The organism is Curtobacterium sp. MCLR17_044 (assembly GCF_003234435.1).
In the GTDB taxonomy this organism is placed as follows: Bacteria; Actinomycetota; Actinomycetes; order Actinomycetales; family Microbacteriaceae; genus Curtobacterium; species Curtobacterium flaccumfaciens.
In genome coordinates this window covers 58,892-82,063 of sequence record NZ_QKTC01000009.1, presented here as the reverse complement: position 1 = coordinate 82,063, position 23,172 = coordinate 58,892, and the positions used below count along the sequence as shown (strand labels likewise).

Below are 23,172 nucleotides of genomic sequence, written 5' to 3'. Positions count from 1 at the left end.
TTCGTGAGCAGGAATGGTCGGGTCACGCACGGCGACCCGACCATTCCTGCTCACGAAGCGCAGCGACGCTCGCGGCGCAGCGCGGCGCGCGGCGCCCGCGCGGCCGCTCAGCGGCGCTTGAGCATGACGAGCGCACCCGCGGCCGCCACGACCATGAGCACCGCGGCGACACCCGCCGTGATCGTCACGCCGGAGTCGAAGGCCGCCCGCGCCGATTCGAGCAGCACCTGCCCGGCGCTGCCGCCGAGCTGCCCCGCCGCGGCGACCGCGCCGCCGAGGGTCTCCTGCGCCGCGACGTGCGCCGCCGAGGACAACCCGTCGGGCACCACGACGTGCGCCCGGTAGGTCGTCGCCAGGATCGTGCCGAGGACCGCGGTGCCGAGCACGGCGCCGATCTCGTACGCCGTCTCGGACATCGCCGACGCCGCACCCGCCTTGTCCGCCGGTGCCGTCGAGATGATGAGGTCGTTCGTCACCGTCTCGGACGCCCCGATCCCGATGCCGAGCAGCACGAACGCGAACGCCAGGGCGGCGATGGAGGCGTGGTGTCCGAGGACCGCGACGAGGGCGTACGCCGCCGCCGAGAACAGCAGCGCGACCGACACGACCCAGCGCGGGGCGACACGCGCCACGATCGGCACGACCGCGAGCCCGGCGACGATGGTCAGGACCGACCCCGGGATGAGGACGACGCCGGATGCGAACGGGTCGAGCCCGGCCACGAGCTGCAGGTGCTGGGCGATGAAGAACAGGAACCCGGTGAGCGAGAACATCGCCGCCAGGTTCATCAGCACGCTGCCGGTGAAGGCCGTGCTGCGGAACAGGCGCAGGTCGAGCATCGGCGTGCGGGACCGCAGCTGCCGACGGACGAACGCGATGCCGCACACGACACCGACCGCGAGCATGGCGATCGCGAGGCCGCGCTCCTCGGGGTGCACGACCGACTTGATGGCCCAGGCGATGGGTGCGAGCGCGCCGAGGGACAGGAACATGCTCGGCAGGTCGACCGGCCCGGGCATCGGGTCGCGGGACTCCGGCACGCAGAACGGCACGCCGACGAGCATGAGCACGAGGATCGGCACCGCGACCAGGAACACGCTGCCCCAGTGGAAGTGCGCGAGCAGCGCGCCGCCGACGAGCGGGCCGAGCGCGTTGCCGGCCGCGAACATCGTCGACCAGACGGCGAGCGCCATCCGCCGCTCCCCCGCGTCCACGAACACGTTGCGGATGATCGACAGCGTCGCGGGCATGAGCATCGCGCCGAACACGCCCATCGCGATCCGGGCCGCGACGAGCATCCACGCGTCGGTCGCGAACGCCGCGGCCACCGAGAACAGGGCGAAGCCGGTCGCACCGATCACCAGGATCCGCCGACGGCCGATGCGGTCACCGATGCTGCCCATCACGACGAGTAGACCGGCGAGCACCAGCGGGTACGCGTCCACGATCCAGAGCTGCGTGGTCGCGTCCGGGTTCAGCGCGCGGCTGATCGACGGCAGCGCGAAGCTCAGGATGGTGTTGTCGACCGAGATGAGCAGGACCGGCAGCATGAGCACGGCGAGCGCGAGGAACCGTCGGGCGCGGCTGCCGGTGACGCGGGTGGCGACGGGGCTGGTGAGCAGTGCGGACACGGCGGACTCCTGGGACTTCGAGCCGGACCAGGTCGACGGCGGGTGGTACGTGGGGCAGACGAGACGGGACGCGGGATGGACACGCGCCCCGTCAGGACTCCGTTAGTGTACCGTCCGGACGGTTTTGGTTGCAAATGCAACTGACGACGGCCGGGAGGCCCGTGCCGGTCCCGCCACGGGCCTTGCGTCGGTCCACTGGTCGCGTCGTCGGGCCTACGCCGATTCGCGGAGCAGCAACCGGTGTCGCACCGTGCGCTCGACGGCCGCGCCCGAGCGCGGCAGCTCGCCCGCGAGCATGCCGAGCGCCAGGTCGAGGGCCTGGCCGGCGACCTCGTCGAGGTCGACGGCCAGCGTGGTGAGCGTCGGCGCGACGAGCGTCCCGAGCGGCAGGCCGTCGACGCCGACCACGCGGACGTCAGCGGGGACGTCGACGCCGGCACGACGACAGGCCGACAGCACGCCGAGCGCCAGCACGTCGTTGAACGCCAGGACCGCATCGACCCGGCGGTGCTCGGCGAGGATCCGTTCGGTCCGTTCGGCACCGGCCTCTGCGGTGGGCGCGGACGCGACGACGAGGTCGGGCAGGTACCCGCGACGCCGGAGTGCCGCGACCATGTGCTCCCCGCGCTGACTCGGCGCGCCGTCGGCGGCGGCGTCGAGCACGACGGGGTGCTTCACCCCGACGTCGACGAGGTGGTCGGCGAGGTCCTCGATCGCGGCGGTCGGGTCGATCCGGACCGCGGCGCGGGTCACCGGCCCCGAGGGGTCGAGCTCGACGACCGGGACCGAGCCGAGCCGTTCGATCCACTCCGGCGCACGGGACCCGAGGTAGCCGATCACGACGTCGGTCTGGGCACCGAGGGACTCCACCATCCGGTCCGAGTCGCTCGCGAGCCCGACGTCGGCGAGCATGACGTTCCACCCGCGGGCGGCGGCCAGGCCGAGCACCGCGGAGGCGAGTGCCGGTGCGTAGGGGTTCCGCAGGTCGTTGACGACGAGCCCGAGCTGGTGGTCGCCACCCGTGACGAGCCCGCGGCCGAACCGTGACGGACGGTAGTCGAGCGCAGCCGCGGCCTGGAGCACGCGGTCCTTGGTCGCCGCGCTGATGCCGGACATGCCGTTCATCGCGCGGGTGACGGTCTGCCGGGACACCCCGGCGGCCGCGGCGACGTCGATGATCGTCGCGCGGCCGCCCGGGGTCAGGCGCGGAGGTCCAGCCATGCCACCTGTTCCGGGGAGAGGTCGACGGAGAGGCCGGTCATGGACGACCGGGCCTCCGCGATCGTACGGGGTCCGAAGAGCGGGAACGTCGGGAACGGCTGGTTGAGCACGTACGCCAGGGCGATCGCCGTCGCGGGGACGCCGAACTGCGTGCCGAGTTCCCGCGCACGCCGGAGCCGCTCGAAGTTGTCGTCCGAGTAGTAGCAGCGGACGAGTTCGGCGTCGCTGGTGTCCTCGGGCGTCGCGCGGCCGGTGAAGAAGCCGCGGGCCTGCGACGACCACGGCAGCAGCGGGACCTGGCGTTCCTCGAGCCAGGCCTTCGATGCCGCATCGGTCGCGTGTTCGCAGCCGTCCCACGGCACGTCGTACGCCTCGGCGAGACCGAAGTGGTTGCTGAGCACCTCGAACCCGTGCTTGCCGTTGGCCCGTGCGTAGGCATTCGCCTCGTCGAACCGTGCCGGGGTCCAGTTCGAGCCACCGTAGACGCGGATGCGGCCGGCCCGGCGGTGTTCGTCGAGCACGTCGACGAACTCCCCCACCGGGATGTCGGGGTTGTCGCGGTGCATCATGTAGATGTCCGCGTAGTCGGTGCCCTGGCGCTCGAGGCTCTCGAGCAGCTGCCGGGTGATCGACTCCGGGTCACAGTGCGGGGTGTGGGCGCCCTTCGTGATGACCACCACGTCCTCCCGGATCCCCCGGTTCTGGATCCACCTGCCGAGCCGTCCTTCGAGCACCCCGCCGCCGTAGATGTAGCCGGTGTCGAACACGTTGCCGCCCTGCTCGACGAACAGGTCGAAGATCGCGCTGGCGTGTGCCAGGTCGGGCTGGTTGTCGACGCCCATCACCAGGCGGGACATCCGCTTGCCGACGCCCGGCACCTCGCCGTAGCGCATCGGGTTGCCGTCCTGCACGGTGAGCGGCCGGCCGGACACCGTCGGGATGTCGGCGGTCTCGGCCTCGAAGGGGTAGCGCAGGCCGATCGCCGCGCGCCACCTGTCGAGCGTGCGGGCGGTGGCGAGGGTCTCGTCGATGGTCATCTGCGCCGCTTCGACCCCGCCGGCACGCAGGGCGTCGGTGGTGGCGTCGGCTTCTCGGGCGTAGGGGTGCTCACCCGCGAACGACAGCGAGCGAGGGGGTTCGTCGACGGTGTGGATCTCGATGGTGGGGTCGTCGCCCAGGGTCCACGGGTCGGTGAGCACGATGCGACCGCGCGAGCCGTACACCGACACGGCGTTGTCGTCCTGCACGAAGACGCCGGTCCGGACCGTCGCCGTGATCCCGCCCCGGTAGGTGAGCTGCGCGACCGTCCACTCGTCGACCCCGGTCGGCCCGAGCGTGCCCGTGGCGGTGAGGTCCACGGGCTCGGCGACGGCGACCCCGGTCGCGGCCTGCACGATCGCCGCGGCCATCGTCACCGGGTACCCGCCGACGTCGAGGATCCCGCCGCCGGCGGTGCCGACGTCGAACAGTCGACCGGTGCGCTCGCCCGTCCGGAACGCGAACGAGGCGTCGACGTGGGTCACGTCGCCGATCACGCCGTCGCGGATCAGGTCGAGCAGTGCCGCGGTCTGCGGGTGGAAGCGGTACATGAACGCCTCGACGAGCGGCAGACCGGCCTGGCGTGCGGCGTCCGTGAGCGCCATCGCGGTCCCGTGGTTCACGGCGAGGGGCTTCTCGCACAGGACGGCCTTGCCGGCCTCGAGTGCGGCGATCACGAGCCGGGCGTGCCCGGTGTGCACGGTCGACACGTAGACGGCGTCCACCCGCGGGTCGGCGAGGACCTCGTCGTAGGTCCCGGCGGTCACATCCGTGAACCCGAACCCGGCGGCCTCGTCGGCGAAGACCTGCGCCCGCTCGGCGGACGAACTGCCGGCCGCGACCAGGACGCCCCCGCTGGCGGGCAGCTGCGAGAGGAAGCGTCGGGCGATGCCGCCGGGGCCGAGGACGGCCCACCCGGGGCGGTCGGTGGTGGTCGAGGTCGGGGTGGTGGCGGTGTTCGCCGTCTGCGCTGACATGCGGATCCTTGTCGTCTCGTGAACCTTCACGGTCGGCTCGACGCTAGCCGGTGCTGGAACGATGAGCAACGGTCCCGCGGCATTTCGTGAGCGTTCACGGCGACCACGGAGGAGCTGGCGTCCGCGACCCCCGGAACTGCTCCTAGACTCTCGGCATGGCCAGTGCCCGCGACCGCGTCCTCGACAGCTTCGTCGCCATCGTGTGCGAGGAAGGCGAGCGTCCCGCCACGCTCGACGCCGTCGCCGCGCGCGCCGGTGTCTCGAAGGGCGGCCTGCTCTACCACTTCGGGTCCAAGGCCGCGCTGGTCGAGGGGCTCTGCGAACGCCTGTCCGACCTGTCCGCGATCGACGTCGAGCGCATGCAGGAGGCCGAGGACGGTGCCGCGCGCTACTTCGTGCGCAACTGCCTGTTCGTCGGCAGCGAGCTGGACCTCGCCCTGCTCGCCGCGAGCCGCCTGCAGCAGGCCGGCTACGAAGAGGCCGGACGCACCCTCGACGACACCGAGAACGCCTGGCTCGCGACCCTCGTCGACGCCCTCGGCGACGAGCCGACCGCGCAGGCCGTCAAGCTCCTCGGCGACGGGCTGTACCACCAGGCCTCGCTCGGTGCCGCGAGCGAGGTGCGACCGAAGCGGGGCAGCGTCGACATGGAGACCCTGCTCACCGTCGTCGACCGTCTGATCGCGACGCGACCCGGAGCGTGAACCGGCACACCCCCGGCTGGGGATAGACTGGGGAACGATCCACTCGTCGACACCCGGAGGTATCCCGTGGGCCGCGTCATCGCCGCTGTTTTCTCGATCCTGCTGCTGCTGGTGTCGATGTACCTGTTCGGGTTCGCCTTCCAGGTCGAGTCGGGCCAGGCCTTCGTCTTCATGGCCGGCGTGCTCCTGATGAGCCTCTCCTTCTTCCTGCCGATCCACGTGTTCGGCAAGCGCTAGCCAGCAAGCACTGCCGCGAGCCAGCAAGCGCGGACCAGCAAGCACAGAACGGCCCCGCACCTCACCGGTGCGGGGCCGTTCTGCGTGGAGCGTCAGATCACGAGCCGATCAGACCGGGAGGCGCAGGGACCGCAGCGTCACCGCGGTGCTGATCGCCGCGTGTGCGGCCTCGGCGCCCTTGTCCTCCTTGGAGTCGGGCAGCCCGGCGCGGTCGAGTCCCTGCTGCTCGTCGTCCAGCGTGAGCACGCCGAACCCGACGGGCTTGCCGGTGTCGATCGCGACCTGCGTCAGGCCGCTCGTCGCAGCACCCGAGACGTACTCGAAGTGCGGGGTGCCACCGCGGATGATGACGCCGAGCGCGACCGCCGCGTCGAACCCGGCCTCGAGCGCGGTCTTCGCGACCACGGGCAGCTCGAAGCTGCCGGGGACGGGGATGACCTCGGCCGTCGCCCCGAGCCGCTCGACCTCGCGCTGTGCGCCGGCCAGCAGGCCCGCGGCGATGGTGTCGTGCCACTGTCCGGCGATGACGGCCACCCGGATCCCGGTGCCGTCGACCTGGTCGCGGTCCGCCGCGCCTGCTCCGCTCATCGTGTCGTTCCTTCCGTGGGCGCTGCGGTCGCTGCCGCCGCCCGGTCTGCCGCGTCCAGCCACTCGGCGAGCGCGGCGATGGTGATGACGGGCACGCCCTCGCGTGCCCCGAGTCCGACGAGCGCCGGCAGCCGCATCATGCTGCCGTCCTCGTCGACGATCTCGCAGATCGCCGCAGCGGGCCGGAGCCCGGCTGCGGTGACGAGCTCGATCGCTGCTTCGGTGTGCCCGGCGCGCTCACGGACCCCGCCCGGTCGTGCGCGCAGGGGCACCACGTGTCCGGGGCGGTGCAGGTCGTCGCGCACCGAGGTCGGGTCGGCGAGGACCCGCAGCGTACGGGCGCGGTCATGAGCGCTGATGCCGGTGGTCACACCGACGGCGGCGTCGACGGTGACCGTGTAGGCCGTGCCGCGGACGTCCTCGTTGTGCGCCACCATCGGCGGCAGGTCGAGGGCGTCGGCGATCTCGGTGCTGAGCGGCGCGCAGATGAACCCGGACGAGTGCGCGACGGTCCACGCGATCCACTCCGGCGAGGCGAGCTCGGCGGACAGGATGACGTCCCCCTCGTTCTCGCGGTCCTCGTCGTCGACGACGATCACCGGACGACCGGCGGCGATCGACGCGATCGCGGCCTCGATGCTCGACAACCCGAGTGCCTGCGGGACGGCACCGGCCTCGGCGACCATCACCGGGCCTCCGATCCGACGGTCTCGAGCGACTGCGCCGCGGCGTCGAGCCGCAGCATGCGGCGGACGTGCCGTGCCAGGACGTCGGTCTCGACGTTCACCCGGTCACCCGGCACGCGGAGCCCGAGCGTCGTGGCCTCGAGCGTCTCGGGGATCAGGCTCACCTCGAACCAGGCCGCGTCGGGCGCGGTGTCCTCGGGTGAGACCGCGCTGACCGTGAGCGAGACGCCGTCGAGTGCGATGGAACCCTTGTCGACCACGAGCGGGCTGAGTGCGGGCGCGAGCGAGAACCGCACACGCCGCCAGCCGTCACCGTCGGCCGTCTCGAGCACCGTGGCGGTGCCGTCGATGTGGCCCTGCACGATGTGCCCGCCCAGGCGGTCACCGACCGAGGCGGCGCGCTCGAGGTTCAGGCGGTCACCCACCCGGAGTGCACCGTGGGCGCTCATGTCGAGGGTCTGCTTCATGACGAAGGCGGTGAAGGTCTCGGGGGTCTGCTCGACGACGGTCAGGCAGACACCACTCGTCGCGATCGAGTCGCCGTGCCGGGCGTCCTGCACGACGACGGGGCCGTGGACGGTGAGCGCGACGGAGTCGCCCTGCTGCTCGACGGCGGTGACGGTGCCGAGTTCCTCGATGATGCCGGTGAACACTGGTGTCCTCTCAACGGGACTCCGGGGGCGTTCGACGATCGTCGGCATCGACGGACGGGTCGCACCCCACGGGTCGTGGGGTCGTCCTGTCCGCCCAGCGCGCCTCCCATCCGGACTTTCACCGTCGGTCCCGGAATCCCACCGGGTCAACCTCTGTCGGGTTCGCACCCGTCATCAGTTCGTGGACTGTCACCACCGGCTCGGAATTACACCGACCCCGGAGCGCTTGCGTAGTCGGAACGATACCCCAGGCCGCTGACGGCCGCGCCACGGTGGCAGCGCCGCCGTAACCGGGCGTCTCCCCGGGCACGGTCAGCACGTGGCACCCGCGGTGTCCGGCGCCCGCGTCCGGCGTCCGGCGTCCGGCGTCCGGCGTCCGCACTGCGACGATGCACGAGTCGATCGACGAGCGGTCCGTCGGAACATGCACACGCATCCGATGCGCCCACATGTTCCGACAGGACATCCGTCGATCCTCCGGTGTTCTGTCGTGGAACGCGCACGCCCCTCCGGGCATGGTGACGAGGGGCGCCACGGTGTGACGCCCCTCGATCACCCGCCGGTCAGTGCCGGCGACGGAGCACGAGCGTGCCCGCTCCGGCGAGGAGCAGCAGGAGCGCGAACCCGGCGGGCAGGACCGGCGAGCCGGCTCCCGTGTAGGCGAGCTCCGGCTGGCCGTCACCGGCCGCGGCGGCTGCCGCGACGGTCCCGGCGCTGGTGCGGACCCCGCTGGTGGCAGCGGTCGTGGTGGTCACCACACCCGTCGTGGAGGCCCGGGTCGGCTCGACGACGTCGACCGTGCCCACCGGGATGGTCGCCGTGCCGGGCGTGGTGCCGGTGTCGGTGCCCGTCCCGTCGGTGGGGACGGTGCCCGGGTCGGTACCGGGGTCGGTGCCCGGGTCGGTGCCGGGATCCGTGCCCGGGTCGGTGCCGGGGTCCGTGCCCGGGTCCGTCCCGGGGTCGGTCCCGGGGTTCGTGCCGGTGCCGGGGGTGGTGCTGGTGCCGTCACCGACGATGCCGATCCCGTTGCCGCCGATCGTGATCGGCAGGCTGATCACCGGGGTGACCTGGGTCCCGGAGAGCAGGCCGCCGTCGCCGGAGGTCGAACCGCCGGTCGTCGGGGTCGTGGTGCCGGTGGCCGGAGCCGTGGCGCCGCCGGTGCTCGTGCCGTCACCGAGGACGCCGATGCCGTTGCCACCGACCGTCACCGGGACGTCGACGACCGGGGACACCTGCGTACCCGAAGCCGTGCCGTCCGAACCCGAGGTCGAACCACCGGTCGCCGGAGCGGTCCCGGTGCCCGAGCCCGCAGCGGGCGCCGTGCCCGTCGCGGTGCCCGTCCCGAGCAGCCCGATGCCGTTGTCCGCCACCGTGACCGGGATCGAGACGACCGGGGACACCTGCGTGCCCGAGGCCGTGCCGTCCGAACCCGAGGTCGAACCACCGACCGCCGGGGTCGGCGTGCCGGTGGTCGGAGCCGTGGTGCCGCCGGTGCTCGTACCGTCACCGAGGACACCGATGCCGTTGCCACCGATCGTCACCGGGACGTCGACCAGACCGGTCACCTGGGTGCCGGAGAGCAGTCCGTCGGTGCCCGAGGTGGTGGGCGCCGACGGGGCTTCGGCAGCCGGTGCCGGGTTCGTCGCCGCCGGGGCGGTCGACGTCGCGGTGCCGTCGCCGAGGACTCCGATCCCGTTGCCGGACACCGTCACGGGGACGGTCACGGTCGGGGCGACCTGGGTGCCGGAGGCCGTGCCGTCCTCGCCCGAGGTGCTCGGAGCGGGAACGGCAGGAGCGGCAGGAGCCGGAGCGGGGGCAGCAGGCGCCGGAGCCGGAGCAGCCGCGGGTGCGGCGGCCGAGACCGCGTCACCGGCGACCGCCACGGCGTTGCCGCCGACCGTCACCGGTGCCGCGACGTCCGGCACCACCTGGGTGCCCGAGAGCGTGCCGTCCTGGCCCGAGGTGCTGGGGGCAGGAGCGGTCGTGGCCGGAGCAGGCGCCGGGGCCGGGGCCGGGGCCGGGGCCGGAGCGGCGGGCGTGGACCCCGTCGCCGTCGACACCGCGTCGCCGAGCACGGCGATCGCGTTGCCGCCGAGGGACACCGGGGCGTCGACGGCGGGGGCCACCTGGGTGCCCGAGACGGTGCCGTCGGCACCGGATGTCGTGGCCGCGTTCGCCGCAGCCGTGCCGCCGAGCGTGAGCCCGCCGACGAAGAGGGCGAACCAGAGCCCTCTGGAGACGTACTTGTTCATGGTCGTACTCCCTGATCGAGATCGTCACCGACCGCGGACGCAGCCGGGATGTGTGCGTGCCTGCCGTGGTGGACAGGCGCACCGATCTCAGTCAGGGGCGACGTCGTGCTCGCCGACGACCGATGCGGGGACCGCGTCGTCGGAGAGCGTGCCGCGAGACCCCGCGGCGAGGGAGACGATGTCGTCGGTCGAGCCGACGATGCCGACGGCTGCTGCGCCGCCGGAGGTCGAGGAGGCACTGCCACCGAGCACGCCGGCGTCGGCTCCGTCGAACGGGAGCCCGTGGCCCTCGCCGTCCGCGGGGACGAGCAGAGCGTGTCCGCCGAGGGTCGCGTCCTGCACATCGACGGCCGGGCCGGCCGTGGCCGTCGTGGCGGCTACGTCGACGGGCTCCGACGGGCGGAGTCCGGCTGCGCGGTCGCCCACGGCATCGGCGGCGAGGCGCGCGGGTGCGGGTGCGGGTGCGGGTGCGGGTGCGGGTGCGGCGGGCACCGTGGCGCCCTGCGTGGCGGCGGTTCCGGGCCGGACGGGTGTGTTCGCGACCGGCACCGACGGGACGGGCCCGGCGGACGGGTTCGAGCCGCCGCCCACCGGGAGCGCGGGGACGTCGACGACGGGGTCCGTGCCTCCTGGCAGGGTGCCGCCGACGGACGGGACGACGCCCTCGACCACGTCGGGGACGGTGCCCACGGTCGTGCCGACCGAGCCGAGCGTGTCGTCGACCAGGCCCGTGACCGGACCGGTGGCGGCGCCGAGGGTGTCGTCGCCGAGGACCGTGCCGACCACCGGGACGCTGCCGACCACGTCGTCGACGGTGTCGACGACGGCGGTCACGGGGCGCGTGTCGGTGACGCGTTCCACGGTTCCGGTGACGGGGCGCAGGACGTTCGCGACGGTGTCGGTGGCCGGCCTGGAGGCGCTGCTCACCTGGTCGACGACCTGTCGCACCGGGCGCGTGGCCGGGTGGGCCGCAGGGGCGGTCGTGGTCGGCTGGGCAGCCGGTGTGGTCGCGACCGGAGCGGGGCTCGACGGCGCGGGGGCTGCGGGAGCTGGAGCGGGTGCTGCTGGACCCGGTGCGGGCGCTGCGGGCACCGGAGCAGGTGCGGGCGCGGGGGGCACCGGAGCAGGTGCGGGCGCGGGGGCCGGAGCGGGCGCAGCAGGTGTGGGTGCCGGTGCCACGGCCTTGCGGACGGGATCCGTCACGCCGCCGACGACCTTGCCGACCTCACCGGTCACGCCCTGCACGGTGCCACCGACGCCGTCGACGACGCTGCCGACGAGTCCGCGCTGCTCGGTCGGTGCGGCGGAGGTCGTCGCGGCGGAGGCCGGTCGCGCGCCAAGGAGCAGGGACAGCAGCACGAGGGCGGCGAGCGTCCCGACGCCCAGCAGGACGATGCGGAGTGCGGCGCGCCAGGGTGCGCGCAACGGGTGGTCCATGCGCTCACCTCCTGATCTCGGCTGCGCACGTAGAGTGGTTGACCGGCAATGTACGCCGATCCGGTCCGGAACACACTCTGTTTCGGAAGAAATTCTCAGGAAGGGCCGTCCGTGGTCTCGATCTTCAACGCTCCGACCCGCAACCTGGACATCGTCACGCTGCACGAGATCCTGCGGCTCCGCCAGGACGTCTTCGTCGTCGAGCAGGAAGCCGCGTACGGCGACATCGACGGCCGTGACCTCGAGCCGGGCACCGTGCAGTTCTGGGCCGGCAACGGTTCGGTGGACGCGACGCTCCGCCTGCTCCGCGAGCCCGACGGCACCGAGCGCATCGGCCGGGTCGCCACCGCGAAGCACGCCCGCGGCCAGGGGCTCGGCGCGCAGCTCATGGAGGCCGCGATCGCCGAGTCGCGCTCGCCGAGCATCGCCCTCGGCGCCCAGTCGCACCTGGAGCAGTGGTACGGCCGCTTCGGCTTCGTGCGCTCGGGCGACGAGTACCTGGAGGACCGCATCCCGCACATCCCGATGACCCGGAAGCGCTGACCCGGGTTCCGTGCGTCAGGCCCGCCAGCGCCGGAGTTCGTCAAAGGAGCGGCCCTGGGTGGCCCGGTCGGCGACGAGGCGTTCGAACACGATGTTCGTCTGCGTCGTCGCCACCGAGGGGTCACCGCTGAGCTCGTCGGCGACGAAGTCCCGGAGCTGCTCGGTCGACTCGCACGCGATGTGCACGAGGAAGTCCTTGTCCCCCGCCAGGAACGACACGTCCTGCACGACGGGCACCCGCAGCAGGCGCTTGGCGAAGTCCCGCAGTTCGTGGCGGGCTGCGGCGTGCACCCGGACGGACACCATCGCCTCGATCGAGAACCCGAGCCGGGCGACGTCCACCTCGGCCCGGTAGCCGCGGATCACCCCGGCGTCCTCGAGCGCACGGACCCGTGCCAGGCAGGTCGACGGCGCGATGCCGACGGCGGCCGCGAGCCGGTTGTTCGGGATCCGGGCGTCGGCCGACAGGGTCCAGAGGATGCGCTCGTCGACCTCGTCGAGGCGCGGAGCGGGGTCGGGGCGACGTGCGGGACGGTCGGACACGGCTCGACGCTACCGCGGCGGTGCGAGCAGGGCGCGGAGGGCGTCCTCGAGCGCGGCCGACACGACGGCGTCGTCGGCGGATGCCAGCGGTTCCACCGCGGTGGACTGCCGGAGCATCGACATCCCGAGCACCACCGCCAGCGCGATCTCGGCACGGACGAGCAGCTCCTCGGACCCCGCGCCGCCGACCGTGCCCGCGAGCCGTTCGGCGTACCGGCGCAGCGTCTCACGGCGGATGGCATCGGCGCCGTCGTCGCCGGAGGACCGGAGCAGGAGCATGAGCTGCAGGGAGTCGTCGTCGGTCGGGGCGCGCACGATGTGCGTGATGATGCCGGTCAGCGCCCGTTCGAGGCCCTGCTGGCTCGCCTCTTCGGCCCCCAGGTCGCGGACGACGCGGTCGAGGCAGGCGCGGAAGAGCCCCTCCTTCGAGCCGAAGTACCGGTTGATGAGGGCGACGTTCACCCCGGCGTCCCCGGCGATGTCGCGGACGGTCGTCGCGCGGTACCCGTCGAAGGCGAACCGACGCCGGGCGGCCTGCACGAGCAGGAGTCGGGTGGCCGCGGCGTCCTTGCTCATGGAGCGCAGCCTACCGGTCCTCACAGGGATGTAAGCAAGCGTTGACATGCCCTCTCGAACGCGTACGCTCGTCATGTCAGCAATTGTTTACATTGACGACCACGACGACACGGAGCACGATGACCGACACCATGCAGAGCCCACGGACCGGCTCGCACCCCACCACCGACGGACGTCGGCCGAACAGCACGGCGATCATCGTCTACCTGTCCCTCGGCGGCCTGTCCTTCGCCGTCCTGCAGTCGCTCGTCGCCCCGGCACTGTCGACCATCGGGCAGGACCTCGGCGCCTCCACCAGTGCGACGAGCTGGGTGCTCACCGCGTACCTGCTCTCCGCCTCGGTGCTCACGCCGATCCTCGGTCGCCTCGGCGACATGATCGGCAAGCGCAAGGTCCTCATCGTCGTGCTGTCGATCCTGCTCGTCGGCGCCGTGCTCGCCGCCCTCGCCCCGAACCTCGGCGTCCTGATCGTCGGGCGCGCGCTGCAGGGTGCGGCCGGAGCCGTGATGCCGCTGTCGATCGGCATCGTCCGTGACGAGCTGCCGAAGGAGAAGGTCAGCGTCACGATCGGTCTGCTGTCGGCGATCTTCGGCATCGGTGCCGGTGTCGGCATCGTCGCGGCCGGGCCCATCGTCGAGCACCTGTCGTGGCACTGGCTGTTCTGGCTCCCCGCCGTGCTCGTCGTCATCGCACTGCTCGGCGCGGTCTTCGGGATGCCGGAGTCCCCGGTCCGGAAGCCCGGCCGCCTGGACATGGCCGGCACGTTCGTCCTCGCGGTGTCACTCGTCGCCATCCTGCTCGCCGTCAGCGAGGGTGAGACCTGGGGCTGGGGCGACGGCAAGACCATCGGCCTGCTGGTCCTCGGCGCCGTCGCACTGGTCGTGTTCGTCCTGGTCGAGCTCCGGGTCGCCGAGCCGCTCATCGACGTCCGGCTCTTCGCGGTCCGCGGCGTCTGGACCGCCCACGTCGTCGCACTCGTCTTCGGGTTCGCGATGTTCGGCACCTTCGTCCTCGTCCCGACGCTCCTGCAGCTCCCGACGGCGCTCGGCTACGGCTTCGGCAAGGACGTCACCCAGGCCGGTCTCTTCCTGCTGCCGACCGTCGTGATGATGGTCGTCGCCGGGCCGATCGCGGGCATCCTGGTGCGCAAGGTCGGCCCGAAGCCGCCGATGCTCATCGGCGGGTTCGCCATCGTCGCCGCGTTCGTGCTGCCGGCGATCGCGCACGCCGAGCTGTGGCAGGTGGTGGCCTCCGGCGTCCTGACCGGCATCGGCATCGGCTTGGCCCTCGCCGCCTGCTCGAACGCGATCATCGAGAGCGTCCCCGCGAACCAGACCGGTGAGGCCATCAGCGCCAACACGGTCGTCCGGACCATCGGCTCGAGCGTCGGCACCGCCGTCATCGCCGCGCTGATCACCTCGCACAGCACGCCGCAGGGGCTGCCGACCGACGACGCCTTCACCATCGGCTTTTGGGCGTGCACCGGTGTGGCGGTCGTGGCCGTGCTCGCCGCCGTCGCCGCGCCGTCGATGCGTGCCCGCCGCGCAGCGGCCGCCGCCCGTGGGATCGACGACCTCGAGGAGGTCGCCGAGTAGGGCCGTGGGCCCGACCACCCGGGAGGCCCGTCCAGCGTCGACGACGCGGGGCGGGCCTCCCGTCCGTTGCGCAACCTGGGAACGCACCGGGCGCACGCGAGTCAGCGTGACGATCATCGGACCGGTCGCGTCCTGTCAGGGAACGCGGACCGCCGCGCCCGGACAGGAGACCCCATGAGCAGCACCGACCACGACGACACCACCACTCCCGGACGGCCGTCGTTCCGCGACACCGTGACCGCCGGACTCGTGCAGAAGGCCCTCGAGCCGGTGCTGCGCGCCGTGCGCGAGGAGGTCGCCTCGGCGCGGCGCGAGATCGGCGAGCGCGCGAGCGGTGCGAAGACCGGGCTGGTGCTCACCGGTGTCGCTGTCGGGTTCGCCCTGACGACCCTGGTCGCGCTGGCCGGCTTCGCGGTGGCGCTGCTCGCCCTCGCGCTGCCGCTGTGGGCGGCGACCGGGATCACCTTCGTCGTGTTCGCGATCGTGACCGCGATCCTGTTCGTCGTCGGCCTGCGCGGGATCCGGCGGGGTGTGCCGCCGGTGCCGAAGGACACGATCCAGGCGGCGAAGCAGCGGGTGACGCACGCGGCGGACGCCCCGACGGACAGCGCCGCACGCGACTGACGGACCCGACGGACCTGCAGCGGGGGCCGCGACCGGCAGCGCTCGCTCCGCTACATCGCCAGGGTCATGCCGACCACCGCGACGGTCATCGCGAAGACCTCGCCGCTGCGGACGGCCCGCCGGTCCTCGCGGCCCCACTCGTACCGGAGCAGCCAACCGCTGAACGCGCAGTAGCCGATCACGCCGGCGCCGAGCACCGCGGACAGGGCGATGCCGTGCCCCGCGTGGTCGCCGGCGACGCCCGAGGCGTGACCCATCAGCAGCATCCCGGCCATCACGACGGCGGAGAGCGCGCGGTGGACGTCCATCGGCTCCGCGCGGCGACCGTCGGCGCGGCGGCGACGCATCACGGGCAACGGCGCGAGCAGGAGCAGGAGGGTCGCGGCGAACAGGGTCCACACCGCACCGGCGTCGACGACGGGCATCAGCATCGCGACGAGCATCACGCCCGCCGGCACGATCACGCCCGGGCGCGGTCGGTAGCGGTCACCGACGATGCAGCACACGGACGCGAACTGCGGCACGACGAGCATGGCGTCGGCGACGGTCTCGTGCACGTGGGGCGTCCTCGGTGCGGCGGAGTGGTGCGGGGTGGGGTCAGTCCTCGGCGCGGGCAGCGGCCTTGGCGGCGCGCTCCTGCTTCACACGGGCGTTCTCGGCGTGCACGGCGGCCTGCGTCGCACGCTCACGGACGAGCCACTCGGGCTTCTGCTCGAGCAGCGTCTTGATGTCCGCCGTGGTCAGTGCGTCGTCGATCCCCGCACGGCTCAGGCCGGAGATGGAGATGCCGAGCTTCTGCGCCACGACGGGTCGCGGGTGCGGGCCGTCGCGTCGGAGGTCCTCGAGCCAGGTCGGGGGTTCGGTGCGGAGCTCGTCGAAGGCGGTCCGCGTGAGGGGAGCGCTCTGGAAGGACTCCGGAGCCGCCGTCAGCAAGATGCCGAGCTTCTTCGCAGCCGTCTCGGGCTTCATGGTCTGTTCCTGCGCCATGAGGACAAGGGTACGGCCCCTATGCTCGTCTGCATGACCGCGGCTCTCACCATCGCCTTCGTGCCGGGGGTCTCCCCCGCAAAGTGGGCCCGTGTCTGGCGGGAACGCTTCCCCTCCGTCGAGCTCCGGCTGCGGCCGATCGGCGCCGACGACGTCGACGACACGCTGGCCGGCGAGGCCGACATGGTCTTCGCACGCATGCCCGTGTCCGAGCAGCACAACGCCATCCCGCTCTGGACCGAGACGGCCGTCGTCGCGATGCCCAAGGACTCCCCCCTCGCCGAACTCGCCGAGGTCGACCTGGCCGACGCCGAGGTCCACGTGATCGACGCCGGCCCGGTGCCCGCCGACATCGACGGATCGCTCGACCTGGTCGAGGCGAACGTCGGCGTCGTCGTGCTCCCCCAGTCGCTGTTCCGCGCCGCCAGCCGCAAGGACCTGGTCGGTCGTCCGCTCATGGACGCCGAGGGCACGCGCATCGCGCTGGTCTGGCGGGACGAGGACGCCACCGAGACCACCGAGGAGTTCATCGGCGTGGTGCGCGGGCGGACCGCCAACAGTTCACGCCAGCCGGGAGGCCCGGATCGCGACGCCGACGACGACTCGCGTCCGGCTCGTGGCAGCGCCAAGGCCGGGTCGGGTGCCAAGGGTTCGTCCGGCGGGTCGGGTGGGTCCGGCGGGTCGGGTGCGTCGGGTTCCAAGGGCGGCGCCGCGGGCGCCGGCGGCAAGGCCAAGGCGAAGTCGCCCGGCAGCGGTAAGTCCGGCGCCGGCAAGAAGTCGAACACCGGCAAGGGGCCGACACCCGGACGCGGCAAGATGCGCGGTAAGCCGAGCCGGGGTTCCAAGGGCAACCGATGACGGACACGCGGCTGGCACTGATGCCGGCTACGCGCCTCCCGGCCTGGCTCCAGCGCACGATGGCCGAGTACGTCGAGTCGCGGATGCAGGCGGGCGAGACCCGCGAGCAGGCCGAGGCGAACGAGCAGCAGTCACGGGACCGCTGGTTCCCGGGCGGGTCCCCCGCTGACGGGCACCTCGTGTGGGACGTCACCGACCAGGACGACACCGTCATCGGGTACCTGTGGATCGGACCGCTCACGCCGGGCAGCACCGACTGGTGGGTGTTCAACGTCGAGATCGACGAGGCACACCGGCGCCGCGGGCACGCACGGCGGGCGCTCGAACTCGGGCACCGCGCCGCTGCGGAGCACGGTGCGACGAGCATCGGGCTGAACGTGTTCGGCTACAACACGGGGGCGCAGGAGCTCTACGCGGCGCTCGGGTACCAGGTGACGTCGGCGCAGATGCGGAAGCCGCTGGTCTAGCGCGCGGCGGCGGCTGCTGCTGCGGCTGCCCGGTCACAACACCCCGCGTGCATGGCCCCGAGCGGTCACGAAGTGTCGACTGGCCGCGCCCGGAACGACGTGTCGTGACCACTCGGCGGAGACCAGCGGGGATTCGTGACCGTCCGAAGGTCCGCGTCAGCGCAGGACGGCTGCGGCGGCGCGGGTCACCCTCGCGCCGCGCGATTCCTCGGCTGCTGCGCGGGCCCGGGTGACGACGGCGGCGTCTGCGCGTTCAGCCGATCCGTGGTCGAAGGGCGGTTGCGGGTCGTACTCGATCTGCAACTGGATCGCCTCGGCCGCGGACTGTCCAGCGAGCTCGGCGGCGAGCCACAGCGCCATGTCGATGCCCGCGCTCACCCCGGCGGCGGTGACGACGGCACCGTCCCTTGCGATCCGGGCGTCCACCGGCTGCGCGCCGAAGGCCTCGAGCATCGGCTTCGAGGCCCAGTGGGTGGTCGCGCGTCTGCCGGCGAGCAGCCCGGCGGCGCCGAGCACGAAGGCGCCGGTGCACACCGAGGTGATCCACCTCGCGTGCTCGGCCTGACGTCGCACGAAGGCCACGACGTCCGGGTCGAGCATCGCGTCGAAGGCACCGTCACCACCGGGCACTACGAGCACGTCCGCGGGGCCCGCATCCCTGATCGTCACGGTGGGGACGAGCGCCAAGCCGCAGTCGCTCGGCACCGGGTCGAGTGTCGCCGCGACGTACTCGACGCGTGCGCCGGGCACGCGGCTGAGGACCTGCGCCGGACCGGTCAGGTCGAGCTGGGTCAGGTGCGGGAACAGCAGGAACGCGATCCGGATGTCGTCGGCCATGTCGTGACCATAGTCCCGGCGTTCTCGTTCTCGTTCTCGCGGGCTTGCCCGTCAGCTCCAGACGCCGGAGGTCCCGCGCCGGTGGCTGCCCATCAGGTGGGTGTCGACGATGCCGAGCGCTTCCATCAGGGCGTACATCGTGGTCGGTCCGACGAAGGCGAAGCCGCGCTTCCGCAGCGCCTTCGACAGGGCGAGGGACTCGTCCGACTTCGTCGGGACCTCGGCGGACGACCGCGGCTCGGGCGTGGTCGCCGGCCGGAACGACCACACGAAGTCGGCGAGGCCGCCGTCCTGCCGCAGGGCGATGGTGGCGTTCGCGTTGGTGATCGTCGCCAGGATCTTCGCGCGGTTCCGGACGATCCCGGCATCGGCCATGAGCCGTGCGACGTCGTCCTCGCCGAAGGCTGCGACAGTGTCGGCGTCGAAGTCCGCGAAGGCGGCCCGGAACGCCGGTCGTTTGGCGAGGATCGTGCGCCACGACAGACCGGACTGGAACGCCTCGAGCGAGAGCCGCTCGAACACCCCGCGTTCGTCGCGGACGGGCATGCCCCACTCGGTGTCGTAGTACTCGCGGAGGAGCTCGTCCGACGACGCCCAGACCGGCCGGGCGAGGCCGTCGTCGCCGGTGACGAGGTCGGGCACGGGCGGGGCGGTGACGGGCTCGGTGCTCATGCGACCATCCTGGCGGGCGCCGCCGACAGCCGATCACTCACTCGGCGGGCGGGCCGTCCTGCGTCGCCTGCTCGTCCATCCACACGTACTCCCAGCGGTGTCCGTCCGGGTCGGTGAAGCTCCGCTGGTACATGAAGCCGAGGTCCATCTCCGGGCGGTCTTCGGTACCGCCGGCGGCGACCGCGGCGTCGACGATGCGGTGGACGTCCTCCTTCGACGGGGCGCTGAGTGAGTTGATGACCTCGATCGTGTCGGTGTCGGCGATCGTCTTGTCCGTGAACTCGGCGAACTTCGCCGTCGTCAGGATCATGACGGAGATCGTGTCGGACACCACCACGCACGCCGCGGTGTCGTCGCTGAACGCCGGGTTGATCGAGTACCCGAGCGCCTCGTAGAACGCTTTCGAGCGCTCGAGGTCCGTGACGGGCAGGTTGATGAAGACCATCGTGTCCATGGCGGTTCCTTTCGTCACGCTCAACCTGGACCCACCCGATCCAGCGCGCAACCGTTTCGTGGGGGAACCAACCGGTACACAATATGCTGGTCGGACGCGGGCGTACGTGGACGAGTCAGAACCCGGTGGTGGACGGGACCACACTGCGTACGTCCTCGCTGCGGTGATCATCTCAGTCTCGATCAGCGACGCCGCGCGTGCTGACGTCCGAGCGGCGACTCCGAGGCGGATGCGGAAGCTGCACTGGTACGAGGCGCTGCCGAGCCAGCGCATCTCGTGGCTCGATCTCCTCCGGCATGCGGTGGCCGTCATCGTGGTCCGGTACGACGGCACCGTGGCACGGACGGAACGTCGGCGAAGACGGTGCATCGAACGCCTCGTGCACGAACTGGAGCTGCGAAAGGTCGGGCACGTGGTCCTCGAGACACGCGGACCCGCTCGGGACAAGGATGACCGAGCGATGTTCGATGCGCTCCGCGATCGTGGAGTCGGTCACGGAGTGCGGTTCGAGCACCTCAACCCGTCCGAGGAGCCGCTCCTCGCGTTGGCTGACATCGCCTGCGGGGCTCATGTTGCCGGCCTCGCCGGAGATCACGGACTGTCGAGCCCGATCCTGGTCTCCTGACGGAAGCCCCCGAAAGCGCAAATCCTCGGGCCCGCGCTGGCTGCAGGACATCCGAGGATCACTTTCGACCGAGCAGCACCCGATCGACATATCAATGCTACCCGCAACGCTCGGCCCCGGTCAAGGCACCGGCCGCCGCGGCCGGAAACGACGAAGCCGCTGTCGTCCGACAGCGACTTCGTCGTTCAGCGTCTGGCCGGGGACGCCCGACCCGAGCAGCTTCAGGCCAGCTCGCGCCCCTCGCCCGCGGCACGCTGGTGCGACTCGGCCTCAGCCTGGCCGATGATGTCCTCGGCGGGCACCGGGTTCAGGCGGTCCCAGAGGAAGAACAGGCCGCCGCCGATGAGCAGCGAGATCCCGACCCACAGGTTGATGTGGATCCCGCCGGTCTTCTCGGGGTCGGTGTTCCAGTGCACGATCCCGACGATGGTCGTGATCACGCCGTACAGGACGAACAGGCCGCCGAGGATGCGGCGCAGGTCGAGTCGGCGGGTGGAGCGGACGAGGGCTGCCTTCTGCTCCTCGGTCATCGCGCCGGGGGTGGTGGTGTCACTCATGAGAAGTGGTCTCCTTCGCGGATCAGAGGAACGGGAGGTACAGGACGACGCACAGGACGAGCGCGACGGTGCCGAGCAGGGCGGGCGAGCGGTACCAGGCGGTGTCCGTCGCGACCGAGTCGCCGTGCAGGTCGATCTTGCCCACGCCGTAGACGAGTCCACCGAGCTCCTTCTCGTCCTTCGGCTTGGTGAGCATCGAGACGACGAAGCCGACGACCAGCACGGTGACGAACGAGATGATCGCGCCGTACAGGGTCTCCGCGGTCGCGGTGGCGAACAGGTCCGGGTTGACCAGGTAGGCGATCCAGGTGATCGTCGGGGTCACGATGCCGAGGACGTAGCCCCAGAGCGCACCCTGCGTCGTCATGCGCTTCCACAGCAGGCCGAGGATGAACACGGCGAACAGCGGTGCGTTGAAGAACGAGAACAGCGTCTGCATGTACGTCATGATGTTCGACGCCTGGGCCGCGATGAACGCGGTCGCGATGCCGACCACGACGCCGACGACGGTGACCCAGCGGCCGGTCTTCAGGTAGTGCAGGTCGGGCATGTTCGGGCGGATGTAGCGCTGCCAGATGTCGTAGGTGAAGACGGTGTTGAACGACGAGACGTTCGCCGCCATGCCGGCCATGAAGGACGCCAGCAGGCCGGTCACCGCGATGCCGAGCACACCGGTCGGCAGGTACATCTGGATGAGCTTCGGGATCGCGTCGTTGTAGGTCAGCGTGCCGTCGGCGAACTGGTTGCCCACGACGGCCGCGGCGATGAGGCCCGGGATCACGACGATGGCCGGGATGAAGAGCTTCGGGATCGCGGCGATGAGCGGGGTGCGGCGGGCCGCGGACATGTTCTTCGCCGAGAACGCGCGCTGCACCTCGGTGAAGTTCGTGGTCCAGTAGCCGAAGCCGAGCACGAAGCCCAGGCCGAGCACGATGGCGAGCCAGTTGGCGCCGATCGGGTTGGTGACGTCACCGAAGCCGGTGCCGGCCCAGGCCTGCAGGTGCTGCACGCCCTGGGTCTCGGTGATGGCCTTCGAGAGGCCGTCCCAGCCGCCGACGCGGTGCAGACCGACGATCGTGAGCGGGATGAGCCCGGCGATGATCACGAAGAACTGCATGACCTCGTTGTAGATCGCGCTCGAGAGCCCGCCGAGGGTGATGTAGACGAGCACGAAGCCGGCGGAGACGATGATCGCCAGCCACTCCGGCCAGCCGAGCATGGCCTCGATGACGATGGCCATCGCGTACAGGTTGATGCCCGCGATGAGCACGTTCGACACCGCGAACGCGATCGCGTTCACCAGGTGCGGCGCCTTGCCGAAGCGGCGCAGCATGAACTCCGGCACGGAGCGGACCTTCGAGCCGTAGTAGAACGGCATCATCACGAGGCCGAGGAACACCATCGCGGGCACGGCGCCGACGAGGTAGTAGTGCAGGGTGGCCATGCCGATCTGGGCACCGTTGGCCGCCATGCCGAGGATCTCGGTGGCGCCGAGGTTCGCGGACACGAACGCCAGGCCCGTGATCCACGCCGGCATCGAGCGGCCGGACAGGAAGAAGTCCATGCTCGTCCGGACCTGCTTGCGGGCGGTGAACCCGATCCCGATGACGACCGCGAAGTACACGATGATCATCAGGTAGTCGACCCAGCCCAAGTCGAGCCGGATCCCTTCGTTCGCTGCAGCGAGAACCATTCACATCTCCACGTCAGTGTGTTGCAGTCGACAACTCTGCCGACCCGGACGGAGACGTTACACCGATTTGTGACCGTTCACATAGCCAGCGCATGCATCGTCCGAGCGGCGCAGCGCTCCCCCGGTTCGCTACGCTCGGCCCATGACCGACGCGTCGCGCATCCTCGTCCTCAACGGCCCGAACCTCGACATCCTCGGGCGCCGCGACCCGGAGCAGTACGGCACCGTGACGCTCGCCGAGATCGAGGCGATCGTGCACACCGAGGCGGCCGTGCACGGGCTCGAGGCCGACTTCCGCCAGACGAACCGCGAGGGCGAGCTGGTCGAGTGGCTGCACGAGGCCCTCGACGACTTCGCCGCGGTCGTCATCAACCCCGCCGCCTACGCGCACACCTCGGTCGCGCTGCACGACGCGGTGGAGGCCCTGTGGGTCCCCGTCGTCGAGGTGCACCTGTCGAACACGTGGAAGCGCGAGCCGTTCCGCCACGTCGACCACGTCGCCACCGCCGCGACGGCGGTCATCGCCGGCGCGGGCGCCGATGGCTACCGCCTGGCGGTCGCGCACGTCGCGTCCCTGCTCGGCTGAGCCAACCACCGGAAGGGAGGCCCGTGGCGGCGTCGCCACGGGCCTCCAGTCCGCCTGCTGGTCACGCTTGGTCGCGCCCGTTCCTTCCCATGGCACGCGCGATGCCAGGTGGTTCCGGGCATACCTGGTGA

Annotated in this window: 26 protein-coding genes and 1 riboswitch; of the genes, 9 read left to right on the top strand and 17 right to left on the bottom strand. The window is 71.8% G+C overall.

All coding sequences use genetic code 11. The features are described 5' to 3' along the window. Positions 1–107: 107 nt before the first annotated feature. From DEJ04_RS08070 to DEJ04_RS08060, 3 genes are all read right to left on the bottom strand, one after another. Positions 108–1,631, bottom strand: coding sequence for an MFS transporter (locus DEJ04_RS08070; RefSeq protein ID WP_027466321.1), 1,524 nt, complete (start codon positions 1,629–1,631; stop codon positions 108–110). 213 nt (positions 1,632–1,844) lie between these two features. Beyond that, positions 1,845–2,852 carry a LacI family DNA-binding transcriptional regulator gene (locus DEJ04_RS08065; protein ID WP_111029363.1) on the bottom strand — a complete coding sequence of 336 codons (1,008 nt, stop codon included), beginning with the start codon at positions 2,850–2,852 and terminating at the stop codon, positions 1,845–1,847. Continuing rightward, positions 2,831–4,867, bottom strand: coding sequence for an aldo/keto reductase (locus DEJ04_RS08060; protein ID WP_111046772.1), 2,037 nt, complete (start codon positions 4,865–4,867; stop codon positions 2,831–2,833). Before DEJ04_RS08060 ends, DEJ04_RS08065 begins: the two co-directional genes overlap by 22 nt. A 155-nt stretch (positions 4,868–5,022) precedes the next feature. Between DEJ04_RS08060 and DEJ04_RS08055 the strand changes: the two genes are divergently transcribed. Beyond that, the gene (locus tag DEJ04_RS08055; RefSeq protein WP_027466318.1) at positions 5,023–5,571 is read left to right on the top strand and encodes a TetR/AcrR family transcriptional regulator; all 549 of its coding nucleotides are present in this window, start codon (positions 5,023–5,025) and stop codon (positions 5,569–5,571) included. A gap of 66 nt (positions 5,572–5,637) precedes the next feature. Further along, on the top strand, positions 5,638–5,808 hold the full coding sequence (locus tag DEJ04_RS18390) for a hypothetical protein (protein ID WP_017888559.1): 171 nt from the start codon (positions 5,638–5,640) through the stop codon (positions 5,806–5,808). A gap of 108 nt (positions 5,809–5,916) precedes the next feature. Here the strand turns inward: DEJ04_RS18390 and ribH are convergent, their stop codons facing one another. The 5 genes from ribH to DEJ04_RS18180 form a co-directional block, all read right to left on the bottom strand. Further along, on the bottom strand, positions 5,917–6,396 hold the full coding sequence (gene ribH, locus DEJ04_RS08050; RefSeq protein ID WP_071406282.1) for a 6,7-dimethyl-8-ribityllumazine synthase: 480 nt from the start codon (positions 6,394–6,396) through the stop codon (positions 5,917–5,919). Then, positions 6,393–7,082 carry a 3,4-dihydroxy-2-butanone-4-phosphate synthase gene (gene ribB, locus DEJ04_RS08045; protein ID WP_111029361.1) on the bottom strand — a complete coding sequence of 230 codons (690 nt, stop codon included), beginning with the start codon at positions 7,080–7,082 and terminating at the stop codon, positions 6,393–6,395. The genes ribH and ribB overlap by 4 nt, the downstream gene beginning before the upstream one ends. Beyond that, entirely contained in the window at positions 7,082–7,735 is a 654-nt protein-coding gene (locus tag DEJ04_RS08040; RefSeq protein WP_071247477.1) for a riboflavin synthase, read from the bottom strand. Before DEJ04_RS08040 ends, ribB begins: the two co-directional genes overlap by 1 nt. 94 nt (positions 7,736–7,829) lie before the next feature. Further along, positions 7,830–7,964, bottom strand: a riboswitch (FMN riboswitch). A 334-nt stretch (positions 7,965–8,298) separates the two neighbouring features. After that, positions 8,299–9,987, bottom strand: a complete 1,689-nt coding sequence (locus tag DEJ04_RS18680; RefSeq protein ID WP_181437769.1) for a hypothetical protein — start codon at positions 9,985–9,987, stop codon at positions 8,299–8,301. Between the two features lie 87 nt (positions 9,988–10,074). Beyond that, entirely contained in the window at positions 10,075–11,424 is a 1,350-nt protein-coding gene (locus tag DEJ04_RS18180) for a hypothetical protein (protein ID WP_146248674.1), read from the bottom strand. A 111-nt stretch (positions 11,425–11,535) separates the two neighbouring features. Here DEJ04_RS18180 and DEJ04_RS08020 point away from each other — a divergent pair, with 111 nt between their 5' ends. Further along, complete coding sequence (locus DEJ04_RS08020; protein WP_027466313.1) at positions 11,536–11,967, top strand: GNAT family N-acetyltransferase; 432 nt, start codon at positions 11,536–11,538, stop codon at positions 11,965–11,967. A 15-nt stretch (positions 11,968–11,982) separates the two neighbouring features. Here the strand turns inward: DEJ04_RS08020 and DEJ04_RS08015 are convergent, their stop codons facing one another. Both DEJ04_RS08015 and DEJ04_RS08010 read right to left on the bottom strand, forming a co-directional pair. Beyond that, positions 11,983–12,510 (bottom strand): Lrp/AsnC family transcriptional regulator, encoded by a 528-nt coding sequence (locus tag DEJ04_RS08015; RefSeq protein WP_027466312.1) that lies wholly within the window; start codon positions 12,508–12,510, stop codon positions 11,983–11,985. A gap of 9 nt (positions 12,511–12,519) precedes the next feature. Continuing rightward, positions 12,520–13,086 (bottom strand): TetR/AcrR family transcriptional regulator, encoded by a 567-nt coding sequence (locus tag DEJ04_RS08010; protein ID WP_111046770.1) that lies wholly within the window; start codon positions 13,084–13,086, stop codon positions 12,520–12,522. Between the two features lie 119 nt (positions 13,087–13,205). On the opposite strand from DEJ04_RS08010, the gene DEJ04_RS08005 reads away from it, so the two are divergent. Next, complete coding sequence (locus tag DEJ04_RS08005) at positions 13,206–14,681, top strand: MFS transporter (RefSeq protein ID WP_111046769.1); 1,476 nt, start codon at positions 13,206–13,208, stop codon at positions 14,679–14,681. A 174-nt stretch (positions 14,682–14,855) separates the two neighbouring features. Beyond that, positions 14,856–15,305, top strand: coding sequence for a phage holin family protein (locus DEJ04_RS08000; RefSeq protein ID WP_111046768.1), 450 nt, complete (start codon positions 14,856–14,858; stop codon positions 15,303–15,305). A 50-nt stretch (positions 15,306–15,355) separates the two neighbouring features. Here the strand turns inward: DEJ04_RS08000 and DEJ04_RS07995 are convergent, their stop codons facing one another. Then, positions 15,356–15,862, bottom strand: coding sequence for a hypothetical protein (locus tag DEJ04_RS07995; protein WP_017888550.1), 507 nt, complete (start codon positions 15,860–15,862; stop codon positions 15,356–15,358). A 40-nt stretch (positions 15,863–15,902) separates the two neighbouring features. Next, positions 15,903–16,292 (bottom strand): DUF5997 family protein, encoded by a 390-nt coding sequence (locus DEJ04_RS07990; protein ID WP_017888549.1) that lies wholly within the window; start codon positions 16,290–16,292, stop codon positions 15,903–15,905. A 33-nt stretch (positions 16,293–16,325) separates the two neighbouring features. Here DEJ04_RS07990 and DEJ04_RS07985 point away from each other — a divergent pair, with 33 nt between their 5' ends. Then, complete coding sequence (locus tag DEJ04_RS07985) at positions 16,326–17,150, top strand: LysR family transcriptional regulator substrate-binding protein (RefSeq protein WP_220035555.1); 825 nt, start codon at positions 16,326–16,328, stop codon at positions 17,148–17,150. Beyond that, positions 17,147–17,617 (top strand): GNAT family N-acetyltransferase, encoded by a 471-nt coding sequence (locus DEJ04_RS07980; protein WP_111038132.1) that lies wholly within the window; start codon positions 17,147–17,149, stop codon positions 17,615–17,617. Before DEJ04_RS07985 ends, DEJ04_RS07980 begins: the two co-directional genes overlap by 4 nt. Positions 17,618–17,773: 156 nt before the next feature. On the opposite strand, the gene DEJ04_RS07975 is transcribed toward DEJ04_RS07980, so the two are convergent. From DEJ04_RS07975 to DEJ04_RS07965, 3 genes are read right to left on the bottom strand one after another with little or no spacing between them, the layout of a single operon-like run. Beyond that, complete coding sequence (locus DEJ04_RS07975; RefSeq protein ID WP_111046766.1) at positions 17,774–18,454, bottom strand: DJ-1/PfpI family protein; 681 nt, start codon at positions 18,452–18,454, stop codon at positions 17,774–17,776. A 51-nt stretch (positions 18,455–18,505) separates the two neighbouring features. Then, positions 18,506–19,126, bottom strand: a complete 621-nt coding sequence (locus DEJ04_RS07970; protein WP_111046765.1) for a DNA-3-methyladenine glycosylase I — start codon at positions 19,124–19,126, stop codon at positions 18,506–18,508. A gap of 37 nt (positions 19,127–19,163) precedes the next feature. Continuing rightward, positions 19,164–19,580 carry a VOC family protein gene (locus DEJ04_RS07965; protein ID WP_111022206.1) on the bottom strand — a complete coding sequence of 139 codons (417 nt, stop codon included), beginning with the start codon at positions 19,578–19,580 and terminating at the stop codon, positions 19,164–19,166. Between DEJ04_RS07965 and DEJ04_RS18865 the strand changes: the two genes are divergently transcribed. Next, a complete protein-coding gene (locus tag DEJ04_RS18865; RefSeq protein ID WP_375334728.1) occupies positions 19,561–20,205 on the top strand; it encodes a DUF3800 domain-containing protein in 645 nt (214 codons plus the stop codon). The genes DEJ04_RS07965 and DEJ04_RS18865 overlap by 20 nt on opposite strands. Before the next feature lie 221 nt (positions 20,206–20,426). Here the strand turns inward: DEJ04_RS18865 and DEJ04_RS07955 are convergent, their stop codons facing one another. Together DEJ04_RS07955 and DEJ04_RS07950 are read right to left on the bottom strand one after the other, a co-directional pair. Then, positions 20,427–20,762 (bottom strand): hypothetical protein, encoded by a 336-nt coding sequence (locus tag DEJ04_RS07955; RefSeq protein WP_071247515.1) that lies wholly within the window; start codon positions 20,760–20,762, stop codon positions 20,427–20,429. Between the two features lie 22 nt (positions 20,763–20,784). Beyond that, entirely contained in the window at positions 20,785–22,455 is a 1,671-nt protein-coding gene (locus DEJ04_RS07950; protein ID WP_071405106.1) for a sodium:solute symporter family protein, read from the bottom strand. Positions 22,456–22,597: 142 nt separating this feature from the next. On the opposite strand from DEJ04_RS07950, the gene aroQ reads away from it, so the two are divergent. Further along, the gene (gene aroQ, locus DEJ04_RS07945; RefSeq protein ID WP_027466301.1) at positions 22,598–23,041 is read left to right on the top strand and encodes a type II 3-dehydroquinate dehydratase; all 444 of its coding nucleotides are present in this window, start codon (positions 22,598–22,600) and stop codon (positions 23,039–23,041) included. Positions 23,042–23,172: the final 131 nt, after the last annotated feature.

What these genes read in the sequence shown, in the direction of transcription:
- DEJ04_RS08065 (WP_111029363.1), bottom strand. Translation starts at nt 2,852, where the DNA reads ATGGCTGGACCTCCGCGCCTGACCCCGGGCGGCCGCGCGACGATCATC.
- DEJ04_RS08060 (WP_111046772.1), bottom strand. Translation starts at nt 4,867, where the DNA reads ATGTCAGCGCAGACGGCGAACACCGCCACCACCCCGACCTCGACCACC.
- DEJ04_RS08055 (WP_027466318.1), top strand. Translation starts at nt 5,023, where the DNA reads ATGGCCAGTGCCCGCGACCGCGTCCTCGACAGCTTCGTCGCCATCGTG.
- ribH (WP_071406282.1), bottom strand. Translation starts at nt 6,396, where the DNA reads ATGAGCGGAGCAGGCGCGGCGGACCGCGACCAGGTCGACGGCACCGGG.
- ribB (WP_111029361.1), bottom strand. Translation starts at nt 7,082, where the DNA reads ATGGTCGCCGAGGCCGGTGCCGTCCCGCAGGCACTCGGGTTGTCGAGC.
- DEJ04_RS18680 (WP_181437769.1), bottom strand. Translation starts at nt 9,987, where the DNA reads ATGAACAAGTACGTCTCCAGAGGGCTCTGGTTCGCCCTCTTCGTCGGC.
- DEJ04_RS18180 (WP_146248674.1), bottom strand. Translation starts at nt 11,424, where the DNA reads ATGGACCACCCGTTGCGCGCACCCTGGCGCGCCGCACTCCGCATCGTC.
- DEJ04_RS08010 (WP_111046770.1), bottom strand. Translation starts at nt 13,086, where the DNA reads ATGAGCAAGGACGCCGCGGCCACCCGACTCCTGCTCGTGCAGGCCGCC.
- DEJ04_RS08005 (WP_111046769.1), top strand. Translation starts at nt 13,206, where the DNA reads ATGACCGACACCATGCAGAGCCCACGGACCGGCTCGCACCCCACCACC.
- DEJ04_RS08000 (WP_111046768.1), top strand. Translation starts at nt 14,856, where the DNA reads ATGAGCAGCACCGACCACGACGACACCACCACTCCCGGACGGCCGTCG.
- DEJ04_RS07990 (WP_017888549.1), bottom strand. Translation starts at nt 16,292, where the DNA reads ATGGCGCAGGAACAGACCATGAAGCCCGAGACGGCTGCGAAGAAGCTC.
- DEJ04_RS07985 (WP_220035555.1), top strand. Translation starts at nt 16,326, where the DNA reads ATGACCGCGGCTCTCACCATCGCCTTCGTGCCGGGGGTCTCCCCCGCA.
- DEJ04_RS07980 (WP_111038132.1), top strand. Translation starts at nt 17,147, where the DNA reads ATGACGGACACGCGGCTGGCACTGATGCCGGCTACGCGCCTCCCGGCC.
- DEJ04_RS07975 (WP_111046766.1), bottom strand. Translation starts at nt 18,454, where the DNA reads ATGGCCGACGACATCCGGATCGCGTTCCTGCTGTTCCCGCACCTGACC.
- DEJ04_RS07970 (WP_111046765.1), bottom strand. Translation starts at nt 19,126, where the DNA reads ATGAGCACCGAGCCCGTCACCGCCCCGCCCGTGCCCGACCTCGTCACC.
- DEJ04_RS18865 (WP_375334728.1), top strand. Translation starts at nt 19,561, where the DNA reads ATGAAGACCATCGTGTCCATGGCGGTTCCTTTCGTCACGCTCAACCTG.
- DEJ04_RS07965 (WP_111022206.1), bottom strand. Translation starts at nt 19,580, where the DNA reads ATGGACACGATGGTCTTCATCAACCTGCCCGTCACGGACCTCGAGCGC.
- DEJ04_RS07955 (WP_071247515.1), bottom strand. Translation starts at nt 20,762, where the DNA reads ATGAGTGACACCACCACCCCCGGCGCGATGACCGAGGAGCAGAAGGCA.
- DEJ04_RS07950 (WP_071405106.1), bottom strand. Translation starts at nt 22,455, where the DNA reads ATGGTTCTCGCTGCAGCGAACGAAGGGATCCGGCTCGACTTGGGCTGG.
- aroQ (WP_027466301.1), top strand. Translation starts at nt 22,598, where the DNA reads ATGACCGACGCGTCGCGCATCCTCGTCCTCAACGGCCCGAACCTCGAC.